This window comes from Bacteroidota bacterium, from assembly GCA_016722375.1.
GTDB lineage: Bacteria > Bacteroidota > Bacteroidia > Chitinophagales > LD1 > Bog-950.
The window spans coordinates 306362-323634 of sequence record JADKJG010000002.1 but is presented as its reverse complement, the minus strand read 5'-3'; the positions used below and the strand labels follow the sequence as shown (position 1 = coordinate 323634).

General features: G+C 42.0%; 12 protein-coding genes and 2 pseudogenes. 9 read left to right on the top strand and 5 right to left on the bottom strand.

What is annotated here, in order from left to right:
- The first annotated feature begins 1 nt into the window (after position 1).
- Complete coding sequence (gene pruA / locus IPP77_03315) at positions 2–1636, top strand: L-glutamate gamma-semialdehyde dehydrogenase (GenBank protein MBL0308727.1); 1635 nt, start codon at positions 2–4, stop codon at positions 1634–1636.
- Between the two features lie 68 nt (positions 1637–1704).
- Here the strand turns inward: pruA and IPP77_03310 are convergent.
- Positions 1705–3229: pseudogene (locus IPP77_03310) on the bottom strand (2,3-bisphosphoglycerate-independent phosphoglycerate mutase).
- A 188-nt stretch (positions 3230–3417) separates the two neighbouring features.
- On the opposite strand from IPP77_03310, the gene IPP77_03305 reads away from it, so the two are divergent.
- The 7 genes and pseudogenes from IPP77_03305 (at position 3418) to aroC (ending at position 9063) form a co-directional block, all read left to right on the top strand.
- Positions 3418–3720 carry a DUF4783 domain-containing protein gene (locus IPP77_03305; protein ID MBL0308726.1) on the top strand — a complete coding sequence of 101 codons (303 nt, stop codon included), beginning with the start codon at positions 3418–3420 and terminating at the stop codon, positions 3718–3720.
- A gap of 85 nt (positions 3721–3805) precedes the next feature.
- Positions 3806–4666: pseudogene (gene nadC, locus IPP77_03300) on the top strand (carboxylating nicotinate-nucleotide diphosphorylase).
- 30 nt (positions 4667–4696) lie between these two features.
- The gene (locus tag IPP77_03295) at positions 4697–5047 is read left to right on the top strand and encodes an acylglycerol kinase family protein (protein ID MBL0308725.1); all 351 of its coding nucleotides are present in this window, start codon (positions 4697–4699) and stop codon (positions 5045–5047) included.
- Positions 4954–5604, top strand: coding sequence for a hypothetical protein (locus IPP77_03290; protein ID MBL0308724.1), 651 nt, complete (start codon positions 4954–4956; stop codon positions 5602–5604). The genes IPP77_03295 and IPP77_03290 overlap by 94 nt, the downstream gene beginning before the upstream one ends.
- 71 nt (positions 5605–5675) lie before the next feature.
- Entirely contained in the window at positions 5676–6011 is a 336-nt protein-coding gene (locus IPP77_03285; GenBank protein ID MBL0308723.1) for a translation initiation factor, read from the top strand.
- A gap of 916 nt (positions 6012–6927) precedes the next feature.
- Positions 6928–7860 carry a hypothetical protein gene (locus IPP77_03280; protein ID MBL0308722.1) on the top strand — a complete coding sequence of 311 codons (933 nt, stop codon included), beginning with the start codon at positions 6928–6930 and terminating at the stop codon, positions 7858–7860.
- 117 nt (positions 7861–7977) lie between these two features.
- On the top strand, positions 7978–9063 hold the full coding sequence (gene aroC, locus IPP77_03275) for a chorismate synthase (protein MBL0308721.1): 1086 nt from the start codon (positions 7978–7980) through the stop codon (positions 9061–9063).
- Here the strand turns inward: aroC and IPP77_03270 are convergent.
- From IPP77_03270 to IPP77_03260, 3 genes are read right to left on the bottom strand one after another with little or no spacing between them, the layout of a single operon-like run.
- Positions 9016–9879 carry a hypothetical protein gene (locus IPP77_03270; protein ID MBL0308720.1) on the bottom strand — a complete coding sequence of 288 codons (864 nt, stop codon included), beginning with the start codon at positions 9877–9879 and terminating at the stop codon, positions 9016–9018. The two genes, aroC and IPP77_03270, sit on opposite strands and share 48 nt — an antisense overlap.
- Entirely contained in the window at positions 9866–10333 is a 468-nt protein-coding gene (locus IPP77_03265; GenBank protein MBL0308719.1) for a hypothetical protein, read from the bottom strand. Before IPP77_03265 ends, IPP77_03270 begins: the two co-directional genes overlap by 14 nt.
- A 12-nt stretch (positions 10334–10345) precedes the next feature.
- Positions 10346–11326, bottom strand: coding sequence for an acyl transferase (locus IPP77_03260; GenBank protein ID MBL0308718.1), 981 nt, complete (start codon positions 11324–11326; stop codon positions 10346–10348).
- Positions 11327–11375: 49 nt separating this feature from the next.
- Between IPP77_03260 and IPP77_03255 the strand changes: the two genes are divergently transcribed.
- Positions 11376–11894 (top strand): hypothetical protein, encoded by a 519-nt coding sequence (locus IPP77_03255; protein MBL0308717.1) that lies wholly within the window; start codon positions 11376–11378, stop codon positions 11892–11894.
- A gap of 30 nt (positions 11895–11924) precedes the next feature.
- Here the strand turns inward: IPP77_03255 and IPP77_03250 are convergent, their stop codons facing one another.
- On the bottom strand, positions 11925–17183 hold the full coding sequence (locus IPP77_03250) for a PKD domain-containing protein (GenBank protein ID MBL0308716.1): 5259 nt from the start codon (positions 17181–17183) through the stop codon (positions 11925–11927).
- Between the last annotated feature and the right edge of the window lie 90 nt (positions 17184–17273).

Genomic DNA, 17273 nt, shown 5'->3' with positions numbered 1-17273 from the left:
TATGGCAACAGGATTTTTTAAAGTTCCAACTGCATATAATGAACCCATCAAATCTTATGCACCCGGCTCAGCGGAAAGGACCGAGTTGAAAAGCATGATAGAAAAAATGCGGGCCGAAGTGCGTGACATTCCCATGTTCATTGGCGGTCAAGAGGTTAGGACTAAGAAAAAAACTGCTTTAAATCCGCCTCACGACCGAAAACATCTGTTGGGCTATTATTACAAAAGTGAAAAAGCACATGTAACGCAGGCAATTAACGCAGCACTATCTGCCAGAGATGCTTGGACCGAGATGAACTGGGAACACCGAGCTTCTATCTTCCTTAAAGCAGCTGAGTTAATCGCTGGTCCTTATCGGGCGGAATTGAATGCCGCTACTATGCTTGGCCAATCTAAAAATGCCTACCAAGCAGAGATAGATTCAGCCTGCGAAATCATTGACTTTCTGCGCTTTAATGTTCAGTTTATGACTGAGATTTATTCGATGCAGCCACATAGCTCACCGGGTATCTGGAATCGGTCGGAATGGAGACCACTGGAAGGATTTATTTATGCTCTTACTCCCTTCAACTTTACTGCTATAGCCGGCAATCTCCCTTCCAGTTGTGCGATGATGGGGAATGTGGTAGTCTGGAAACCTTCAAATGCACAAATCTATTCGGCCTATGTATTGATGAAGATTTTTCGCGAGGCGGGCGTGCCGGATGGAGTGATCAATCTTATTTATCCATCTGGTCCGGATGCGGCGGAAGTGGTTTTTAAACATGCCAGTTTTGCCGGGATTCATTTCACAGGTTCAACGGAGGTGTTTCAGAATATTTGGAAAACCATCGGCAATAATATTCATCTTTATAAAACGTACCCACGCATTGTGGGAGAGACAGGCGGTAAGGATTTTATCATCGCTCACAAATCGGCAGACGTGAAAGCACTGGCTGTAGCCATAGAACGCGGTGCTTTTGAGTATCAAGGACAGAAATGTTCTGCTGCTTCTAGGGCTTATGTACCTTCTAACCTTTGGAGTGAATTGAAAAAACATCTTATTCCTACTATCAAAAGTATGAAGATGGGAGGTGTAGAGGACTTTGGCAATTTCATTAATGCCGTAATAGATGAAAAGAGTTTTGACAAGCTGGCGGCATATCTGGAATCAGCTAAGAAAAGTAAGAATGTAGAGGTCTTGGTAGGTGGAAATTATAACAAGACAAAGGGCTATTTTATTGAACCTACAATCTTGGTAACCAAAGATCCCAAATACGTGACTATGTGCGAGGAATTGTTTGGCCCTATACTGACGATTTATGTTTATGACCAAAATAAATTTGAAGAAACCCTAAACTTGCTGGACTCTACTTCGCCCTATTCGCTCACCGGTTCCATTTTTGCACAGGACAGGTATGCCGTAGAACTGGCTACCCGGAAACTTACCAATGCAGCCGGCAATTTCTATATCAACGATAAACCTACCGGTGCTGTTGTGGGGCAACAACCTTTTGGAGGAAGCAGAAGTTCGGGAACAAACGACAAGGCCGGAAGCATGATTAACCTACTACGTTGGGTTTCGCCTAGAACGATTAAAGAAACGCTGGTTCCTCCTCATGACTACCAGTATCCGTTTTTACAGCCGGACAAATAAATTCAAATCTGATTATTCGGTTTCTGTAGTTGCAAGCAGCAGATAGCCTTTAAGAGGTCATCAAACCTCTAATACAGACTTACTGCCGTCATTTCCTCCGGTTGTGGAATGCCCATCAACTTTAAAATTGTTGGGGCAATGTCAGCTAGTTTTCCGGTGTGCAGAACGGGCTTCGTATTCTTATCTATCAAAAAGAACGGAACAGGGTTCAGTGTATGGGCGGTGTTTGGACTACCATCGTCATTAATCATAAAATCTGCATTGCCATGATCTGCTGTGATCAGAATAGTGTAGTCATTTTTCATCCCGAGGTTGGCAATTTTTTCCACGCAGGAGTCCACCGTTTCAACAGCCTTGATGGCCGCAGAGAAAACACCGGTATGACCTACCATATCGGCATTGGCAAAATTGAGGCAAACAAAATCAGGAAGATTTGTCTCGATTTCTTTCAATACCTTTTCGGTGAGTGGTAAGGCACTCATTTCAGGTTGCAAATCATAGGTCGGCACTTTGGGCGAAGAAGCCATTAGTCTGGTTTCGCCTTCAAACTCCAATTCTCTTCCACCGGAAAAAAAGAATGTGACGTGAGGATATTTTTCTGTTTCAGCGGCACGCACCTGTGTCTTTGTTGATGGAAAGAACTTCTCCCAGAGTCATCTGGAGGTCGTCATTATCAAATATGTTTCCTACCTGTTGAAACGTATGATCATAAACAGTCATCGTAGTATAGTGAAGCTGTTTCTTTTTCATGTTCTGTTCCGGGTAATCGAATTGGGTTAATGCCTTGGTAATTTCGCGGCACCGATCCGTACGAAAGTTGAAGCAGATCACCGCATCATCATCCGAAATTGTAGCATAAGGTTCCCCTTTGTCATTCGTCCTCACAATCGGTTTGATGAACTCATCTGTCACACCGTTTGCGTAGCTTTCTTCTATTGCCTTAAAAATATCTACCGCCTTCTCTCCTATTCCGTTGACCAACAAATCATAAGCCAGTTTAACCCGTTCCCACCGATTGTCGCGATCCATGGCGTAATATCTTCCGCAAACGGAAGCAATTTGCCCGACAGATTGTTGCAGATAAGTATCTAGTTCTTTGAGAAACCGAAGGCCGCTCTTGGGATCACAATCTCTCCCGTCCGTAAAAGCATGGATGAACACATCCTTCTTCTCTAAACCATTTGCCTTTGCAATGTCACACAATGCTTTCAGATGATTGATATGAGAATGAACTCCTCCGTCAGAAACCAGCCCGATGAAATGCAGCGGCTTTTTGTTCTGTTTACAATAGTTAATAACGGAAAGAAGTGGTGCATTTTGCGCAAGTGAACCATCCTCAATGGCATTGTTTATGCGCATCAATTCTTGATAAACGATTCGACCAGCACCGATATTGAGATGGCCAACCTCCGAGTTTCCCATCTGCCCGGCGGGCAGCCCCACAGATTCGCTATGAGTCACCAATTCGGTATATGGATACGTTTGATAAAGATGGTCAATAAACGGAGTGTCTGCTTGCGCAATCGCACTCCTATCCGGATCCGGTCCATGACCCCAACCATCCATGATGATGAGGATAACTTTCTTGCTCATTGGGGCAAAGTTATCCTAATTAGTATTTTTACAGGATGAAATCGGTCAGAAATTTTTGGCACAATTCTCGCTTTGTTCGTTGTACAATGAATAAGATGATTAACAATAGATTAAAGAGAGCGTTTTTCCTCTTTCTTATATTGCTTTCTGGGACAATAAGTCTGAAAGCACAAGGGTTTGAAAGCATAATGAATTCTTTTAAAAGCGGTGATGCTTCGGCTCTGGCATCTAATTTTGATTCGTATGTCGAAATCACAATTAAAAGTTCCGGTAATTCATATAGCAAGAACCAGGCAGAGATGGTGATGCGAGATTTTTTCAATACAAACTCACCCAAATCTTTTGCCTTAGTGCACCAAGGAACTTCACCCGAAGGGGCAAAGTATTTTATAGCTAATATGTCTGCTTCGACGGGGATATATCGAACCTATGTATATGCCAAGACTATGGCAGGCAAATTAGCCATTCAGGAAATAAGGATAGATCAATAAAAAAGACGGAGAAATAAGAAATTTGAAAATGGCGAAGCATTTGCTTCGCCATTTATTTTTTAATTCACACCTCAATCAATTGGATATGAATTTCCCAATAAATCAGTTTATTGATCAAGCACTTGCTGAGGATGTGGTGGATTATGAAGGCATGATTCCTTCCGGCGACCACTCATCTCTGGCTTGCATCCCAAATAAGAAAGAGGGGAAAGCGCATTTATTGTGTAAGGCAAATGGAATATTGGCCGGCGTGGCTTTGGCAGAGATGGTTTGTCAGAGAGTGGATGAGCAGTTGCGATTTGAAAAATATCTGGAAGATGGCGCAGTAATACAGCCGGGCGACATCGCTTTTAAATTATACGGCGAGGTGAAATCAATTCTAAGAGCGGAAAGGGTGTGACTTAATTTCATGCAACGGATGAGCGGTATTGCCACTAATACTTCCAAGTATGTAAATCAAGTAAGTGGCACTCATGCCACAATTCTTGATACCCGTAAAACAACTCCCAACTTCCGTTTCTTTGAAAAATGGGCGGTGCGTATCGGAGGAGGGCAGAACCATCGCTATGGTTTATATGATATGATTATGCTCAAGGATAACCATATAGATTTTTGTGGAGGGATTCGTCCTGCCATTCTTGCGGTGCGAGCATATCAGGAGAAGAACCAACTGAATCTACGAGTAGAAGTAGAAACCAGAAGTTTAAAGAACGTGGAAGAAATTTTAGCCGTCGGAAATATTCACCGAATAATGTTTGACAATTTCGAAATCGAAGACATGAACCAAGCTGTCCAAATGGTCAACCATCAATACGAAACAGAGGCATCGGGCGGAATCACGATGGAGACGGTACTACCATTTGCAGAGACCGGTGTAGATTTCATTTCTGTTGGAGCACTGACCCATTCATCATCCAGCTTAGACCTGAGCTTGAAAGCCTTTTAAATTCTAACTGGAATAATATCTTCGTCACCGATGTCTTCAGCCTCTAAGAAAATACTCTTCATTATAAATCCGGTGTCAGGTGTTTATAAAAAGGACCATATACCTGAGAAGATTGCAAAGTATATAGACCAGGAAAAATACCATTATACCATCCGCCTCACCGAATATGCCGGACATGCAAAACTGTTGTCAGAGCAAGCAGTAAAGGAAGGGTTCGAGGTGGTAGTGGCTGTGGGTGGCGATGGCTCTATTAATGAAGTAGCACAGGCTTTGGTTGGCACAAAACTATCCTCGGAATTATCCCCTGCGGTTCAGGAAATGGCTTTGGCACTCATCTCAAGATCCCCCCGCGCTATACCAAAGGGTCTATTGAAGTATTAAATACCGGTAAGGTGGTTAAGATGGATTTAGTGAAATCCAATCTCCGATATTTCGTCAGCAATGCTGGTTTCGGTATTGATTCTTCCGTAGCCCGTCGGTTTAGGCACCACCGGATTCGCGGATTCTTTTCCTACGCAGGTGCCGTCATCACGGAGATACTATTTTACTTCAAGCCGGTGGATGCCAAAATAGAAATAGACGACGTACTGATTGAAAAGCCGATCTATCTGTTTACGGCTTTTAACGCCAACCAATACGGCTATAACTTTGGCATTTTCCCTTTCACCAGTTTGAAGGATGGTATAATGGATGTGATTGTATTGAGCAAGTTTCCTATCTGGAAATTGCCTTACATACTGTTTTGCCTTTTTCTGAAACGAGCAGATTTAATTAAAGAAGCCGAGTGTTATCGAGCCCGAAAAGTCACTATCTTCGGAAATAAGAAAATGAACTATCAGTTTGATGGAGATTCAGTTATCCATCATGGAGATATTACCTTTGAAGTGATGCCCAATTGCATTGATGTCATTGTGCCCAAAAACCTAAACGCCTATTAGATTATTCCGACACCAGAAATAGGGTATGTATTATCTGCCACCAACTATTTAGATTCTACCGGAGGACGCTTATGAAAAACCAACACGATAAAAACAGAGTAGTTTATTCAACGAACCCTGACCTTAATAAGGCAGAAGAAAGTAGGGAAGAGGAAAGCATTTCCGCCACACAGCAAACACTTTATGTTTCGCTTGAAAGAAACAAGGGAGGAAAAGTGGCTACCATCATAGATAATTTTAAAGGAAAGGATGCTGAATTGAATGAATTGGGTAAACTCCTAAAAACCAAATGTGGCACTGGCGGCACCGTGAAGGATGGAATTATTTTAGTGCAGGGAGAAAAACGGGAGCAGGTCATAACTATTCTGAATACTTTGGGTTATAAAACCAAAAGAAAAGGCGGGTAGGCAAGAATTTCAGATTATGTTTCGGACGAAACTCCTCTGGCTTTGGCTTGTTTGTGGAATTAACCGCATGAGACATACAGTTTTGCCTGTTTTTTGAATAAAACATATCCATTTTGGCCTCCTTTCACATCTATTGTGCTTCAATTGGCAAGTCAGGAATCTAATTTAATACCAGTTCTGTACAGGAATTTCAGGTTTCTGTCCGGGAATTGACCATTCCTGTACAGGATTTATCGTTTTCTGTACAGGAATTTATGATTCTTGTACAGGTTTCATTAGTTCCTGAACAGGATTCGTCAATTCTTGCTCAGGATTTATCAAAATCTGTACGGGAATTTATAATTCCCGTACAGATTTTGAAGATTCCTGTTCAGGATCTATAGATTCCAGTACAGGGCTGGTGAAATTTTATGAAAATCAACTCATGCTATGCCTATTGCGAATAGCTACTTGACTCCTGCTCGTAGCTAAAACACACAAAATAGCTGCTGATAAGCATTTGCTTCTCACCAATAAGTGACGAATCGTTGTAGATAGATACTAAATCGAAATGGGGCGGCTAAATACATAACGAGAAGGGGACAATCTTTCAGAATGCAGTAAAACAGAAAAGCCAGATCCATAACTATAGTTGTATCCTTTTCGATGTAAGTCTTCGGACAAGGATTATGATCAGCCTAACTAACCTAGGAGGGTGGAGCGATAGATAAGAAATAGCAACTCTATCCTGCCAAATAGGTTTTTCTTTCATCGGCTAAACAATCCTTATCAGCCTAGATAAATACCAAGAAGTCTCTATAAAATTAACAATTGGGAATAATTGTAGAAATTAATTTCGAATAAAATATTTCATAGTGATTAAACCTTATTCCTTTGTATTGGTCATAAGCCAATTACTAAAAAAAAACCAGAAATCATGAAAACAAAAATTCAAACCTTGCCGCTGATGCTGATTGCCTCAGCCGTGCTATTTTTCACTAGTTGCCAAAAAGAGTCTTCATTACTCGTTGACGACAGTTACAGCGCTGAAGATAACTCCGACGTTTCTTCCGCCTTAGATTATTCTGTTGATGATGCAGGAAATGTTGCCGACGGTGTCGAGGCTCTTTCAGGCAAAACAGATGGGATGATCGGTATTTGTGGTGCTGATATTGACACCAGCCAAAAATCGGCGGGTATTGTCGTTATTAATTACAATGGTACAGTTTGTCCAAACGGGATCAAGCGTACTGGTTCTATCACCCTTACTGTTCAAGGATATGCCAATGGTAGCCGTTGGAAAGATCAGGGAACGGTTCTAGAAGTTTTATTCGATTCTGTAAACGTAAGCAAGCTGAACGGCAAATCAGTAACCTTGAATGGCACCCACTTTCTTACCAACGAAACCGGTGGCAGACCCGGGAAGGTGATGAGTGGACTGGAGCCCGGCCCAGTAGCTATTCGTCACACCGCCAATAATTTCTCCCTGACCTTGCCCAACGGCGCTCAAAGGACTTGGAGCGTGAATCGCTTGCGCACCTATACATTCGCTAACGGAATAAAAACTATCACTCTTTCCTCTGACCATACAGAGGGCGGCGTGGTCAACGCCGATTCATGGGGAACGAACCGGAATGGCGTATCCTTTATCAATTCGATCACTACTCCTTTGGTGTCGAATAACAATTGTGGATGGCTCAAACCTGTTCAAGGCGAAGTCAATCATAACGTAGGAACGAAAAATGTAAATGTGGTGTTTGGAGTGGATAACAATGGCAATCCAATCAGCAGCGGATGTGCTTATGGATTCAAAATTACCTATACTAAAAACGGTATTGTAAAAACCAGAGTGGTCTCTTATTGGTTCTAATAGATTTGAAGATTTAATTGAAAAAGGTCGTCCGCTTTGCGGGCGACCTTTTCTTTATTAGGGAAGGTTCGGAATGTGATTGGTGTACTATTAATATCTTCTATTTTCACCACCAATATGGCAGGAAATAGTATTGGGGAAATTTTCAGAATCACCACCTTTGGTGAAAGTCACGGCAAGGCAATAGGTGTGATTATTGATGGCTGTCCTGCCGGGCTAGAAATTAATCTAGACTTTCTTCAAAATGAACTGGACAGGCGCAAACCGGGGCAGTCGTCCATCACTACTCAAAGAAAGGAAAGCGATACTTTCCAGATTCTCTCCGGTGTTTTTGAAGGGAAAACTTTGGGCTCTCCAATTGCAATTATCACTCCCAATGAAGACCAAAAGTCGGATGACTACGGTCATTTGAAGGATGCTTTTCGTCCATCTCATGCAGACTATACTTATGAAATGAAATACGGCATCCGAGATCATCGGGGCGGCGGCAGATCCAGTGCCCGCGAAACCGCAGCAAGAGTAGTTGCCGGAGCTATTGCTAAAGAGCTATTGCAGAAGAAAGCAGGGATTGAAATTTACTCCTTTGTCTCAGCAGTAGGCCAAATACGGCTTAGCAAAAACTACTCAGAGCTTGATTTAAGTAAAATAGATACCAACATCATTCGCTGCCCCGATGAAACCACGGCTAACCGAATGATTGATTTCATCAAAGAAACCAAGGCAAAAGGCGATACCGTAGGTGGAATTATAACCGGAGTGATAAAAAACTGTCCGGTAGGATTGGGAGAGCCGGTTTTTGATAAACTTCATGCAGACTTAGGTAAGGCTATGCTTTCCATCAACGCGGTTCAGGGTTTTGAATATGGAAGTGGCTTTGAAGGAGCCTCCCATTTCGGCAGTGATAACAACGATATTTTTATCGCCGATTCCAAAAATAGAATCAAGACAAAAACGAATCATTCGGGCGGTGTACAAGGTGGAATTAGCAATGGTGAGGACATCTACTTTAACGTAGCGTTCAAACCGGTTGCTACCATTATGCAATCACAATCTTCTGTGGATAAGGAAGGCAATGAAGTAGAATTGAAAGGAAAAGGCAGACACGACCCCTGTGTGGTGCCCCGGGCTGTTCCCATTGTTGAAGCAATGGCCGCCTTAGTGATTGCTGATCACTGGTTGAGAGCGAAGACCGCTAAGGTCTGATTTAATAATCATTTTACTGTTCTTCCAATCCAGTAAGCTGAGATTCAATATGAGCAGTTCGAAGGAGAAAATGCTCATCACCAAATAATTCGCGATACAGAATAGGATAGCTAGCCAGAATAAAATACTGTCAAATCTTTTCGTAAAGAATCCAACAACAAAACTCAGTTGCAATACCACGTTAGCAAGTAACAACGCATGGGATATTTGAACATTGGCTATCAAATATTGAACCAATCGTGCATGAAGAGAATCTGGTTGCTGAATTAGCAGATATAATTGCTGCGATTTCAGAATTTCAGAAAGTTGTGGTTCATAAAATGCGGAGCCTCTGGTGATTTTCCATAGAGCAGCCGAAGCAAAAATGTAAAGTAGATAATACCTTGCCAATTCCCAGGCTACATGAAATTTCTCCTCTTTTCGAAACCAAAAAGGAATAGTTATTACAATCAAACCGGTAAGAGAATGATAATGATGCCCGGTTACCAAATTAAAGGTCATAAAGTAAAACAACAGCAATATTGAAAAAAGGACACTAAAAACTCTTCTTTGACTAAGAAGAAACAACATTGGAAAAAGGAATAGAGCTGAGTCAAAGGTCACCGCAGCTATGGTGTTCGAACTAATCCACTGCGGCACTCCGGAGGAAAGCAACCAGAGATAGGCGCTTTCCCTTTCTTTAAACAAAAACAAAGGTTGTTCCATTTGACTCAAGAGCGAGTCACTCATCCACCGATAACATAAAATCATGAGCGCTCCTGCAAACACGAAGTTTGCTTTCCAACGATATTCTTTTAGAAACTCAATAGTCTGCATAAGAGAATATGGCTTCGTGATGAACTAAATTAATTCTCCCACTTTCATCATAAAGAGCTTTCATCTTATAAATATTCACTTCATCGTGGTGCATTTTATTACCAATAGCACCACACCGCAATAGCCATCTTGCAAAAGACTCCTTATCCTCTCCCTTCAAAACAGAATCCATCAACGGAACAACATGAGCCGTAGTAGTCATCAACAATTCTTTCTTAGGATTTAGCAACGAATTCTGATCCAACTCCTTTCCATTAAATTCAATGGAATAGGTGGAATAAGTTGCCTTGGACTCTTCTTTCAACGAATACATTCCATAAAGAAGAAAAGGAAATTCCTCCCGGTCTAAACGCCATCCGTAAGCCAAGCCTAGAACATATATGCCAACAACAGCAAAAAGAAGTTTATCAGTCTGATAAAGTCGGTAAGGAAAAGAAGTTCTAATCCATTTCATAGCTGCGTAGTATTAATGGACCATTAAGTTACATCCCCTTACTTCTGTATAATCCATTCGACCAGTTACTTCAAAACTTCCGTCGTCATAAACTATACCTGTATCACCGGTTGCTATAAACGAACAGGAATAGATGTTCGCCAGATCCACTACGTTCAATGCTCCTGCACTGCCTCTTATTCCGATACCTAGTGGATCATCCATATCTCTCACAAGAATTTTCATCCACGGTGGTGTATTGAACCGGCCATCTCCCAGTGAATAGGCCTGACTCAATAATTCAGTCATTCCATATTCCGAATGAATTTTGTCCACCCCGAAAGCCCTTCTTAAAATTTGGTGTACCTCTAAACGGGTTATCTCCTTTCTCCTACCCTTCATTCCTCCTGTTTCCATCACAATAAGTTTTGGAAAATGTGTTGCATATTTTTCGACGAAATCTAACAAGGCAAAGGTAACCCCCCAGAGTATTACCTTTTTATTTTGTTGCTTTAATTGTTCCAACGTAGATTTTAATTTCTCAAAATCATGTAGATAAAAACCACTCTCTTTATTTCTGCCTATCTCCATCAGTTGCTTTACCATATACACCAGAGATGAGGTTTCTCGCTCCAAATAGGAAGGCAGCAATGCCAGAATAATGTAATCCTGTAGTGTTCCGTAAAATTGCGCAAATCCTTTAAGGAAACTTTCTTCATAAACGGTCAAATCTGCGACATAATGACAGGATGGAACCGTGTCAGTGGTACTACTGCTTTCAAAGATTTTCTGATCTGCCATTTCGCCAGCCAACAAACGATGACGTTTGAAAAAATCAATCGGGATGAAAGGGATATCAGCCAGAGTCCTTACATTCTCTGGCTTTTTTTTAAACGAATCGCAGAAAGCCCTATACATAGACACCTGTCTATACTGATAGGCAAATAGCTCAATAGCCAAAGTCTCAAAAGAGAATTCATCTACAGCAAATATTCGGTCCTTTAGCGTATACATTCCTTTGTAAAAATGCGATAAATCAAATCATTTTGAGTTTCTTTGACTTATGTCTAAGACTGTTTTAATCTCACTATTGGCCAGTTTCACGCTATTCTCCTGTCTCAAGGCTCCTGAATTTCCAGTTGAGCCGCACCTTGAATTTGTTTCGGTTTCTTCCTCATTTCTCAAAAGTGGATATGAAGACACTATCACTTTTTCCTTCACCGATGGTGATGGTGATATCGGAATCAAGATATCAAAAGATACGACCCTATGCGAATGTTGTAGGCTCACCAGCGATGACTCCACCGTTTTGCGTAACAGCAACTTCAATATCTTTCTGATTGATAACCGCGATGGCTGTGTGCAATCCTTTGCTTCAGCAAACGTATCTTCCAACGGAAAATTTCCAGGAATTGAAGGTGAAATAGAAGTGATTCGCGCAGTTGATACGAAGAAGTGTCTAGCACCTCCTCAAATCGGCTGCCCGAAAGATACTGCAATCTTTTACGTCATGATGCGAGATCAAGCCGGCCATTTCAGCAACTTTATACAAACTACTCCGATAGTGGTGGATGGAGAGTAGAGAATTTATTATTGCTAGGGTTCAACCAGATTACCTGATCAGTGTAACATCACCCATCGTTTTTCTGGGTTGTCCTTTTTTATACGACATGCCTTCCCACACTATATTATCGAGGAAAACAGCTTCCACTTTCCAAACATATACATCCTGTTGGCAGGCTTTGCCTCGATAGGTTCCATCCCATCCATCGACAGGTTTACCATCCTCAGTTAGTGCGGTAGATTCCCAAATCAACTCACCCCAAGTGTTATACACTGAGGCACGATACTCCTTCAAACCGATACCTACAGGCTTCCAAATACGAACTAAGCTTTCACCGACATAATGATCGGGCGCAAAAGCATTAGGAACATAGAGCGACTTCTTCACTACATAAAAAGAAGCCGTGGCTGAGTCGCGGCAACCGTAATCAGTAATTGCGTAAAGAATTACATTGAATTCATTGATGTCAGAATAGAGATGCGTAGGGATTTCTTCAACAGAAAAAGAGCCATCTCCAAATTCCCATTCATAATGGGTGGCGTTTAAACTTTGATTGGTGAAATCAACGGTTCCATCTATTAGGTCACCAATGGAGTTCAGAGTATATTCAAATGCTGCAACCGGTGCAACATATACTTTTACGGTATCCCATAGCACTACATTATCTGCACAGTCAAGGAATGAAATAGTTTTCAGCCGAAGAGTGAAACTACCTGTATCGGTATAGGTGTGTGAAACAGTGGGGTTCTCGGAAACAACCGGAACAGAGCCATCGCCAAAGTCCCATGTATAAGAAGTCCCATTAGTTACATCTGCAGTAAAAGATAAAGTAAAAGGAGCGCAACCTTCCAGAGGATCTAAATAGATGTGGTTAGTTTTCGGATAAGGATAAACGGTGATGGAATCACTCACCGTATCTCGACATCCGAATTGATTTTGACCGGAAAGTTGAATCACATAAACTCCGGGTTGCATAAAAGAATCTACAGCGTTTAGTTCAGTAGAATAAATCCCGTTTCCAAAATTCCAAAAAAAGGAATGAGCGTCGGTACTAGTGTTGGTTGCCGCAAAAACAGCGGGCGGGCCACAAAGAAAATTGGAATTTAACTGGAAAGAAAGATTGGGTAGATCCTGAATACGTACAAAAGCTGAAGCAGAATCATAACAGTATTTATTATTCACGGCTAAACGAACCTGATAGGAACCAGTGTCAGCAAAAGTATGTTTGGGTTGAAAGACTGTAGAGGATGAGCCATCACCAAAATCCCATCTGTAATGACCAGCATATAAAGAGGAGTTCTGAAATATGATGGGTTGGGAATTTAAACAAGTATCGAATGCCGAAAAGGCTGCTACTGGTTGTTCAAACAAGGTAAAACCAGTAAACGCCGTGTCCGTGCAACCATTTACATCTACCACTATTAGAGAAACCGGATGATAGCCAGGTGTCGAGTAATAATGAGACGGGTCGGGAAGGCCGGAGAAATTTTCATTACCGCTGATCGGGTCACCAAAACTCCAGAAGCGATAATTGTATGGGGCGAGATGAACGGTTTTGTCAGTAAAATAAACAGTATCCGGTCCACAGAAAGCTGTATCGCTTAGTGTAATGTTAAGTATTAAAGTAGGATGAACAGAAATTACTTTTTGACTGGTGTTGGAGCAACCATCTGTGGTCATAATTCGATGCGTAACGTTATATGAGCCAGGATTAGAAAAATGATGTGAAGGATTTAGTTGAGAAGAATTATTAGAGGGACCGCTGGTTGAATCACCAAAGTTCCAAGAGATGGATTGGATAGCAGAAATCCCGTAACTAGAGTCCGAAAACAAGATGGTTTGAGGCCCGCAAATATGTGCTGGTTCATTATTGAAGTGGGATACTGCTCCACCCACATGAATAACTCCCAGGGGTTTAGCATACACACAGCCCGCAGTATCGGACAGGATAATTTCCGGGAAAAAAATTCCGGTAGATTCATAAGTATAACAAATTGTATCTCTTCCTGGCTTTACTGTTCCATCGCCAAGATTCCAGGTATAACTTACCGCATTTGGAGAATTCACCGCCATGCAAATCCGGTGCGGAGCACAACCTGATGTAGGTGCTTGGGTGATAGTAGCCACCGGACCACCGATGCGGATATAATCGTTTAATACAAGCGTATCGGTACATCCTTTAGGACTGACAGCAATCAGGCTAACATTAAATGACCCCGGAGCATTATAAATATGAAAAGGGTTAACCAACGTAGAAACCTGTGCATCGCCGAAGCTCCATTTGTACATAGTGCCCGAAGTCGTATTTCTGGAAATATTTGAAAATTGAACCGCTAATGGTGGACAATTGCTAGTGGTAACGTCAGCCATCAGCGCCGCAGTAAATTTTTGAATGTTAATATAACTAGACCGAGTAGTTGTATCCCTACAACCTACTTCATCCATCACACTTAAACTGATATTAAAAAGGCCTGAATCTACAGCGTATTGACGGCAAGGGTTAGCTACCGTGGAGGTAGTTCCATCACCGAAATCCCATGAATACTTTAATCCATTACCGCTGGAAGTATTTTTAAAACAAATGGTGCTTCCATTACAAACTACGGTATCGGGTGAAGTAAACCTTGCTTTTGGATCGCCTACTACCACATAAAAATTTCTTGTTTTGGTGTTTGCGCAACCAGTTGAATCCGTAACTGTTTGCGCAATGGTATAAGAGCCGGGAAAGTTAAATATATGGGAAGGGTTTTTAACGGTGGAGATGTTTTGACTTCCACTGGCCAAATCTCCGAAGGTATAGTGCCAACTGACAATCGGTGCTGAAGATGCCGGAACACTAGAAGAATCAGAGAAAGAAGAAGTAAGCGGAACACAACCGGTAAGCGGCGCACCGATAAAATTTGCGGCCGGTTTATTGACTTGAATATAATCGGGACGGTAGAGGGTATCCTTACATCCGCCGGCATCGGTCACTATTAATCTCAAACCATAAATTCCGGCTGTATTAATATTAAAACATGGTTGTCTCGCTGTTGAAGTGGTCACCACCGAACCATTTGCAGAACTGATTAGCTGCCATAAATGACTGATAGCGTCTATTGAAGTGTTGTTGACACAAATATTTGAAGGCGCACAGGAAAATAGCGGACTGGCAGTGAATTGGGCATGGCCAGCAGTAGGCGAAAAAGAAATATCTCCAAGGTCTGAACAGCCTGTAGAGTCATTATAGACGATTAAGGTAGCCGTATAACTTCCTGTAGCCGGATAGGTAACGATGACTACCGCAGAAGAGGCCACTGCCGGAGAACCACCGGGAATGATCCATTTGTAACGTTGTCCTCCGGTAGAGCCACTCCCGTCTAATACTACCTGAAGCGGATTTTTGCAATCGGTAATTACTTTGGGTAACGCCACAGGTGCTAGAATTTTTACGTAATCATCCTTAGTAATCGTATCCGCGCAACCATAGTTTGACACAATCAAGGTGATATCAAAGACGCCGGTATCTCCATAAGCATAAACCGGGTTTTTATCATTGCTCATATTGTCATAAGGTGGGCCGCCATAAAAGTCCCATACATATTTAGTGTACTCAAAGGTACCGGTTGAAGAATCGGAAAAATATACGGGCTGGTTAACACAATTGACGGGAGGATTGGCGCTAAAGTTTGGATGAGGACGATGACCGCCACAAACCGCATCGCCCATTGTCGTTGTGACAGAACAACCTTCTGTCGTGGTAGTGGTTAATGTGACCTTATAACAGCCGGGGTCATTAAATGTATGGCTTGGGTTTTCAAGTGTACTGATATTATTTACTCCGCTGGCTGTATCGCCAAAATCCCATAACCAAGATACAGGGGAGCCATCATCCATGCCACTAGTAAATCCGGCAGATAGCGGAATGCACCCATATCGGGGAGCTACCACAATTGAGTTTTTCGGACAAGTAATAGTCATAAACGCAGGCAATGTATGGATAGAGGAACATCCAAAATCATTCGTTACTGTTAAACGTGCTGTATAAGTTCCACAGCTATCATAAACAACCATGGGCGGTTTCGGAGTATTTGCTGACGCAGGAATACCTCCGTTAAAAGACCAGTCATAAGCCAAGTTAGTACCTGACGAAGAATCAACAAAAGAAATCAGATTTGGCTTCTGACAAGTATTAAACAGACCTTCTGCTCGAAATAGGGCTAACGGGGCAGGATTAATCACCACAGTGCTACAACGGCTGCCAATACAGTTATTCCCATAATCAACAAGCAGGCATAAATCATAAGTTCCTGTGTCGCTGAAAGTAAATGTTGCGTTCTTTGAATTGGGGTTTGTTATAACCGCTGAAGGTGATGCTGTCCAGTTATACGATAGAGGCGTTGAGGTAGTAACAGCACTAGTTGTAATGGAACCCGGCGCACAGCCTGTGTTGCTGCTCAAAGTAAAATTCACATAGCTACTAACTGTGTTGATATAATTTTGCTTTTCAATAGTATCTGAACAACCATTGGCATCTACCACAACCAGATACGAGGTAAAACTACCATACGAATTGTAGGTAACCTGCGGTGTAGCCTGGGTAGAAGTAGGCGGCACTCCTCCTTCAAAAATCCAGCGATAGTTATATGGCCCGGTGCCACCAAAAGAGGAATTACTATAAGTTACTTGTAAAGGAAGGTTACAAGTTGTAGTTATAGGGGAACTGAACGCCGCGGTAGGTCGTGGATAAGCGCAGAGAACATTATTCATCGTAGTATCCTTGACACAGCCAAAAGAATTGGTTGCTATCAATGTTATGTTCTTACAGCCAGAGGATGTATAGACATGCTCTTCGCTTAGCCCTCCACCGCTAGATCCGTCTCCAAAATCCCAAATCAGATTGGTGATTGTGCCACTTCCGGGCTGCGAGGTGCTGATAAATTTAACCGGCATAGGAAGACATCCGGTTAAGGTAGAAGTGGTGAAACTGGGCTTAGGAGAACAACGAATCACTACCATTTTTGTTATAGAATCTTTCAGACCTAATCCATTGGTGGTAATCAGTTTTACGGCAAAACTTCCACAGGTTAAATACGTTGTACTCGGGTTCGCAAAAACAGAGTTAAGTCCAGGATAAACCCCAAAGTTCCACTCATAAGTCAAAGGAGGAATACCGATGGAATTATTGGAAAAACTATAAATGGCAGGATTGCAGTTATTGGTGGGAGCATTAATAGCAAAATCCGCGGTCACCTGACCCGAAAGCCGGACGACACAAAGCAGCGCAAACACTGCTATGAAAAATTTCAATCTTAATATCCCGTTCATTACGATTACTCCGATTATACATACCAGAATTGGTATTATACCTATATACGTGTAGATGAAACGGAAGTTTCAGAAAAGTGCAATGCTTCT

What these genes read in the sequence shown, in the direction of transcription:
- pruA (MBL0308727.1), top strand. Translation starts at nt 2, where the DNA reads ATGGCAACAGGATTTTTTAAAGTTCCAACTGCATATAATGAACCCATC.
- IPP77_03305 (MBL0308726.1), top strand. Translation starts at nt 3,418, where the DNA reads ATGAATTCTTTTAAAAGCGGTGATGCTTCGGCTCTGGCATCTAATTTT.
- IPP77_03295 (MBL0308725.1), top strand. Translation starts at nt 4,697, where the DNA reads ATGTCTTCAGCCTCTAAGAAAATACTCTTCATTATAAATCCGGTGTCA.
- IPP77_03285 (MBL0308723.1), top strand. Translation starts at nt 5,676, where the DNA reads ATGAAAAACCAACACGATAAAAACAGAGTAGTTTATTCAACGAACCCT.
- IPP77_03280 (MBL0308722.1), top strand. Translation starts at nt 6,928, where the DNA reads ATGAAAACAAAAATTCAAACCTTGCCGCTGATGCTGATTGCCTCAGCC.
- aroC (MBL0308721.1), top strand. Translation starts at nt 7,978, where the DNA reads ATGGCAGGAAATAGTATTGGGGAAATTTTCAGAATCACCACCTTTGGT.
- IPP77_03270 (MBL0308720.1), bottom strand. Translation starts at nt 9,879, where the DNA reads ATGCAGACTATTGAGTTTCTAAAAGAATATCGTTGGAAAGCAAACTTC.
- IPP77_03265 (MBL0308719.1), bottom strand. Translation starts at nt 10,333, where the DNA reads ATGAAATGGATTAGAACTTCTTTTCCTTACCGACTTTATCAGACTGAT.
- IPP77_03260 (MBL0308718.1), bottom strand. Translation starts at nt 11,326, where the DNA reads ATGTATACGCTAAAGGACCGAATATTTGCTGTAGATGAATTCTCTTTT.
- IPP77_03255 (MBL0308717.1), top strand. Translation starts at nt 11,376, where the DNA reads ATGTCTAAGACTGTTTTAATCTCACTATTGGCCAGTTTCACGCTATTC.
- IPP77_03250 (MBL0308716.1), bottom strand. Translation starts at nt 17,183, where the DNA reads ATGAACGGGATATTAAGATTGAAATTTTTCATAGCAGTGTTTGCGCTG.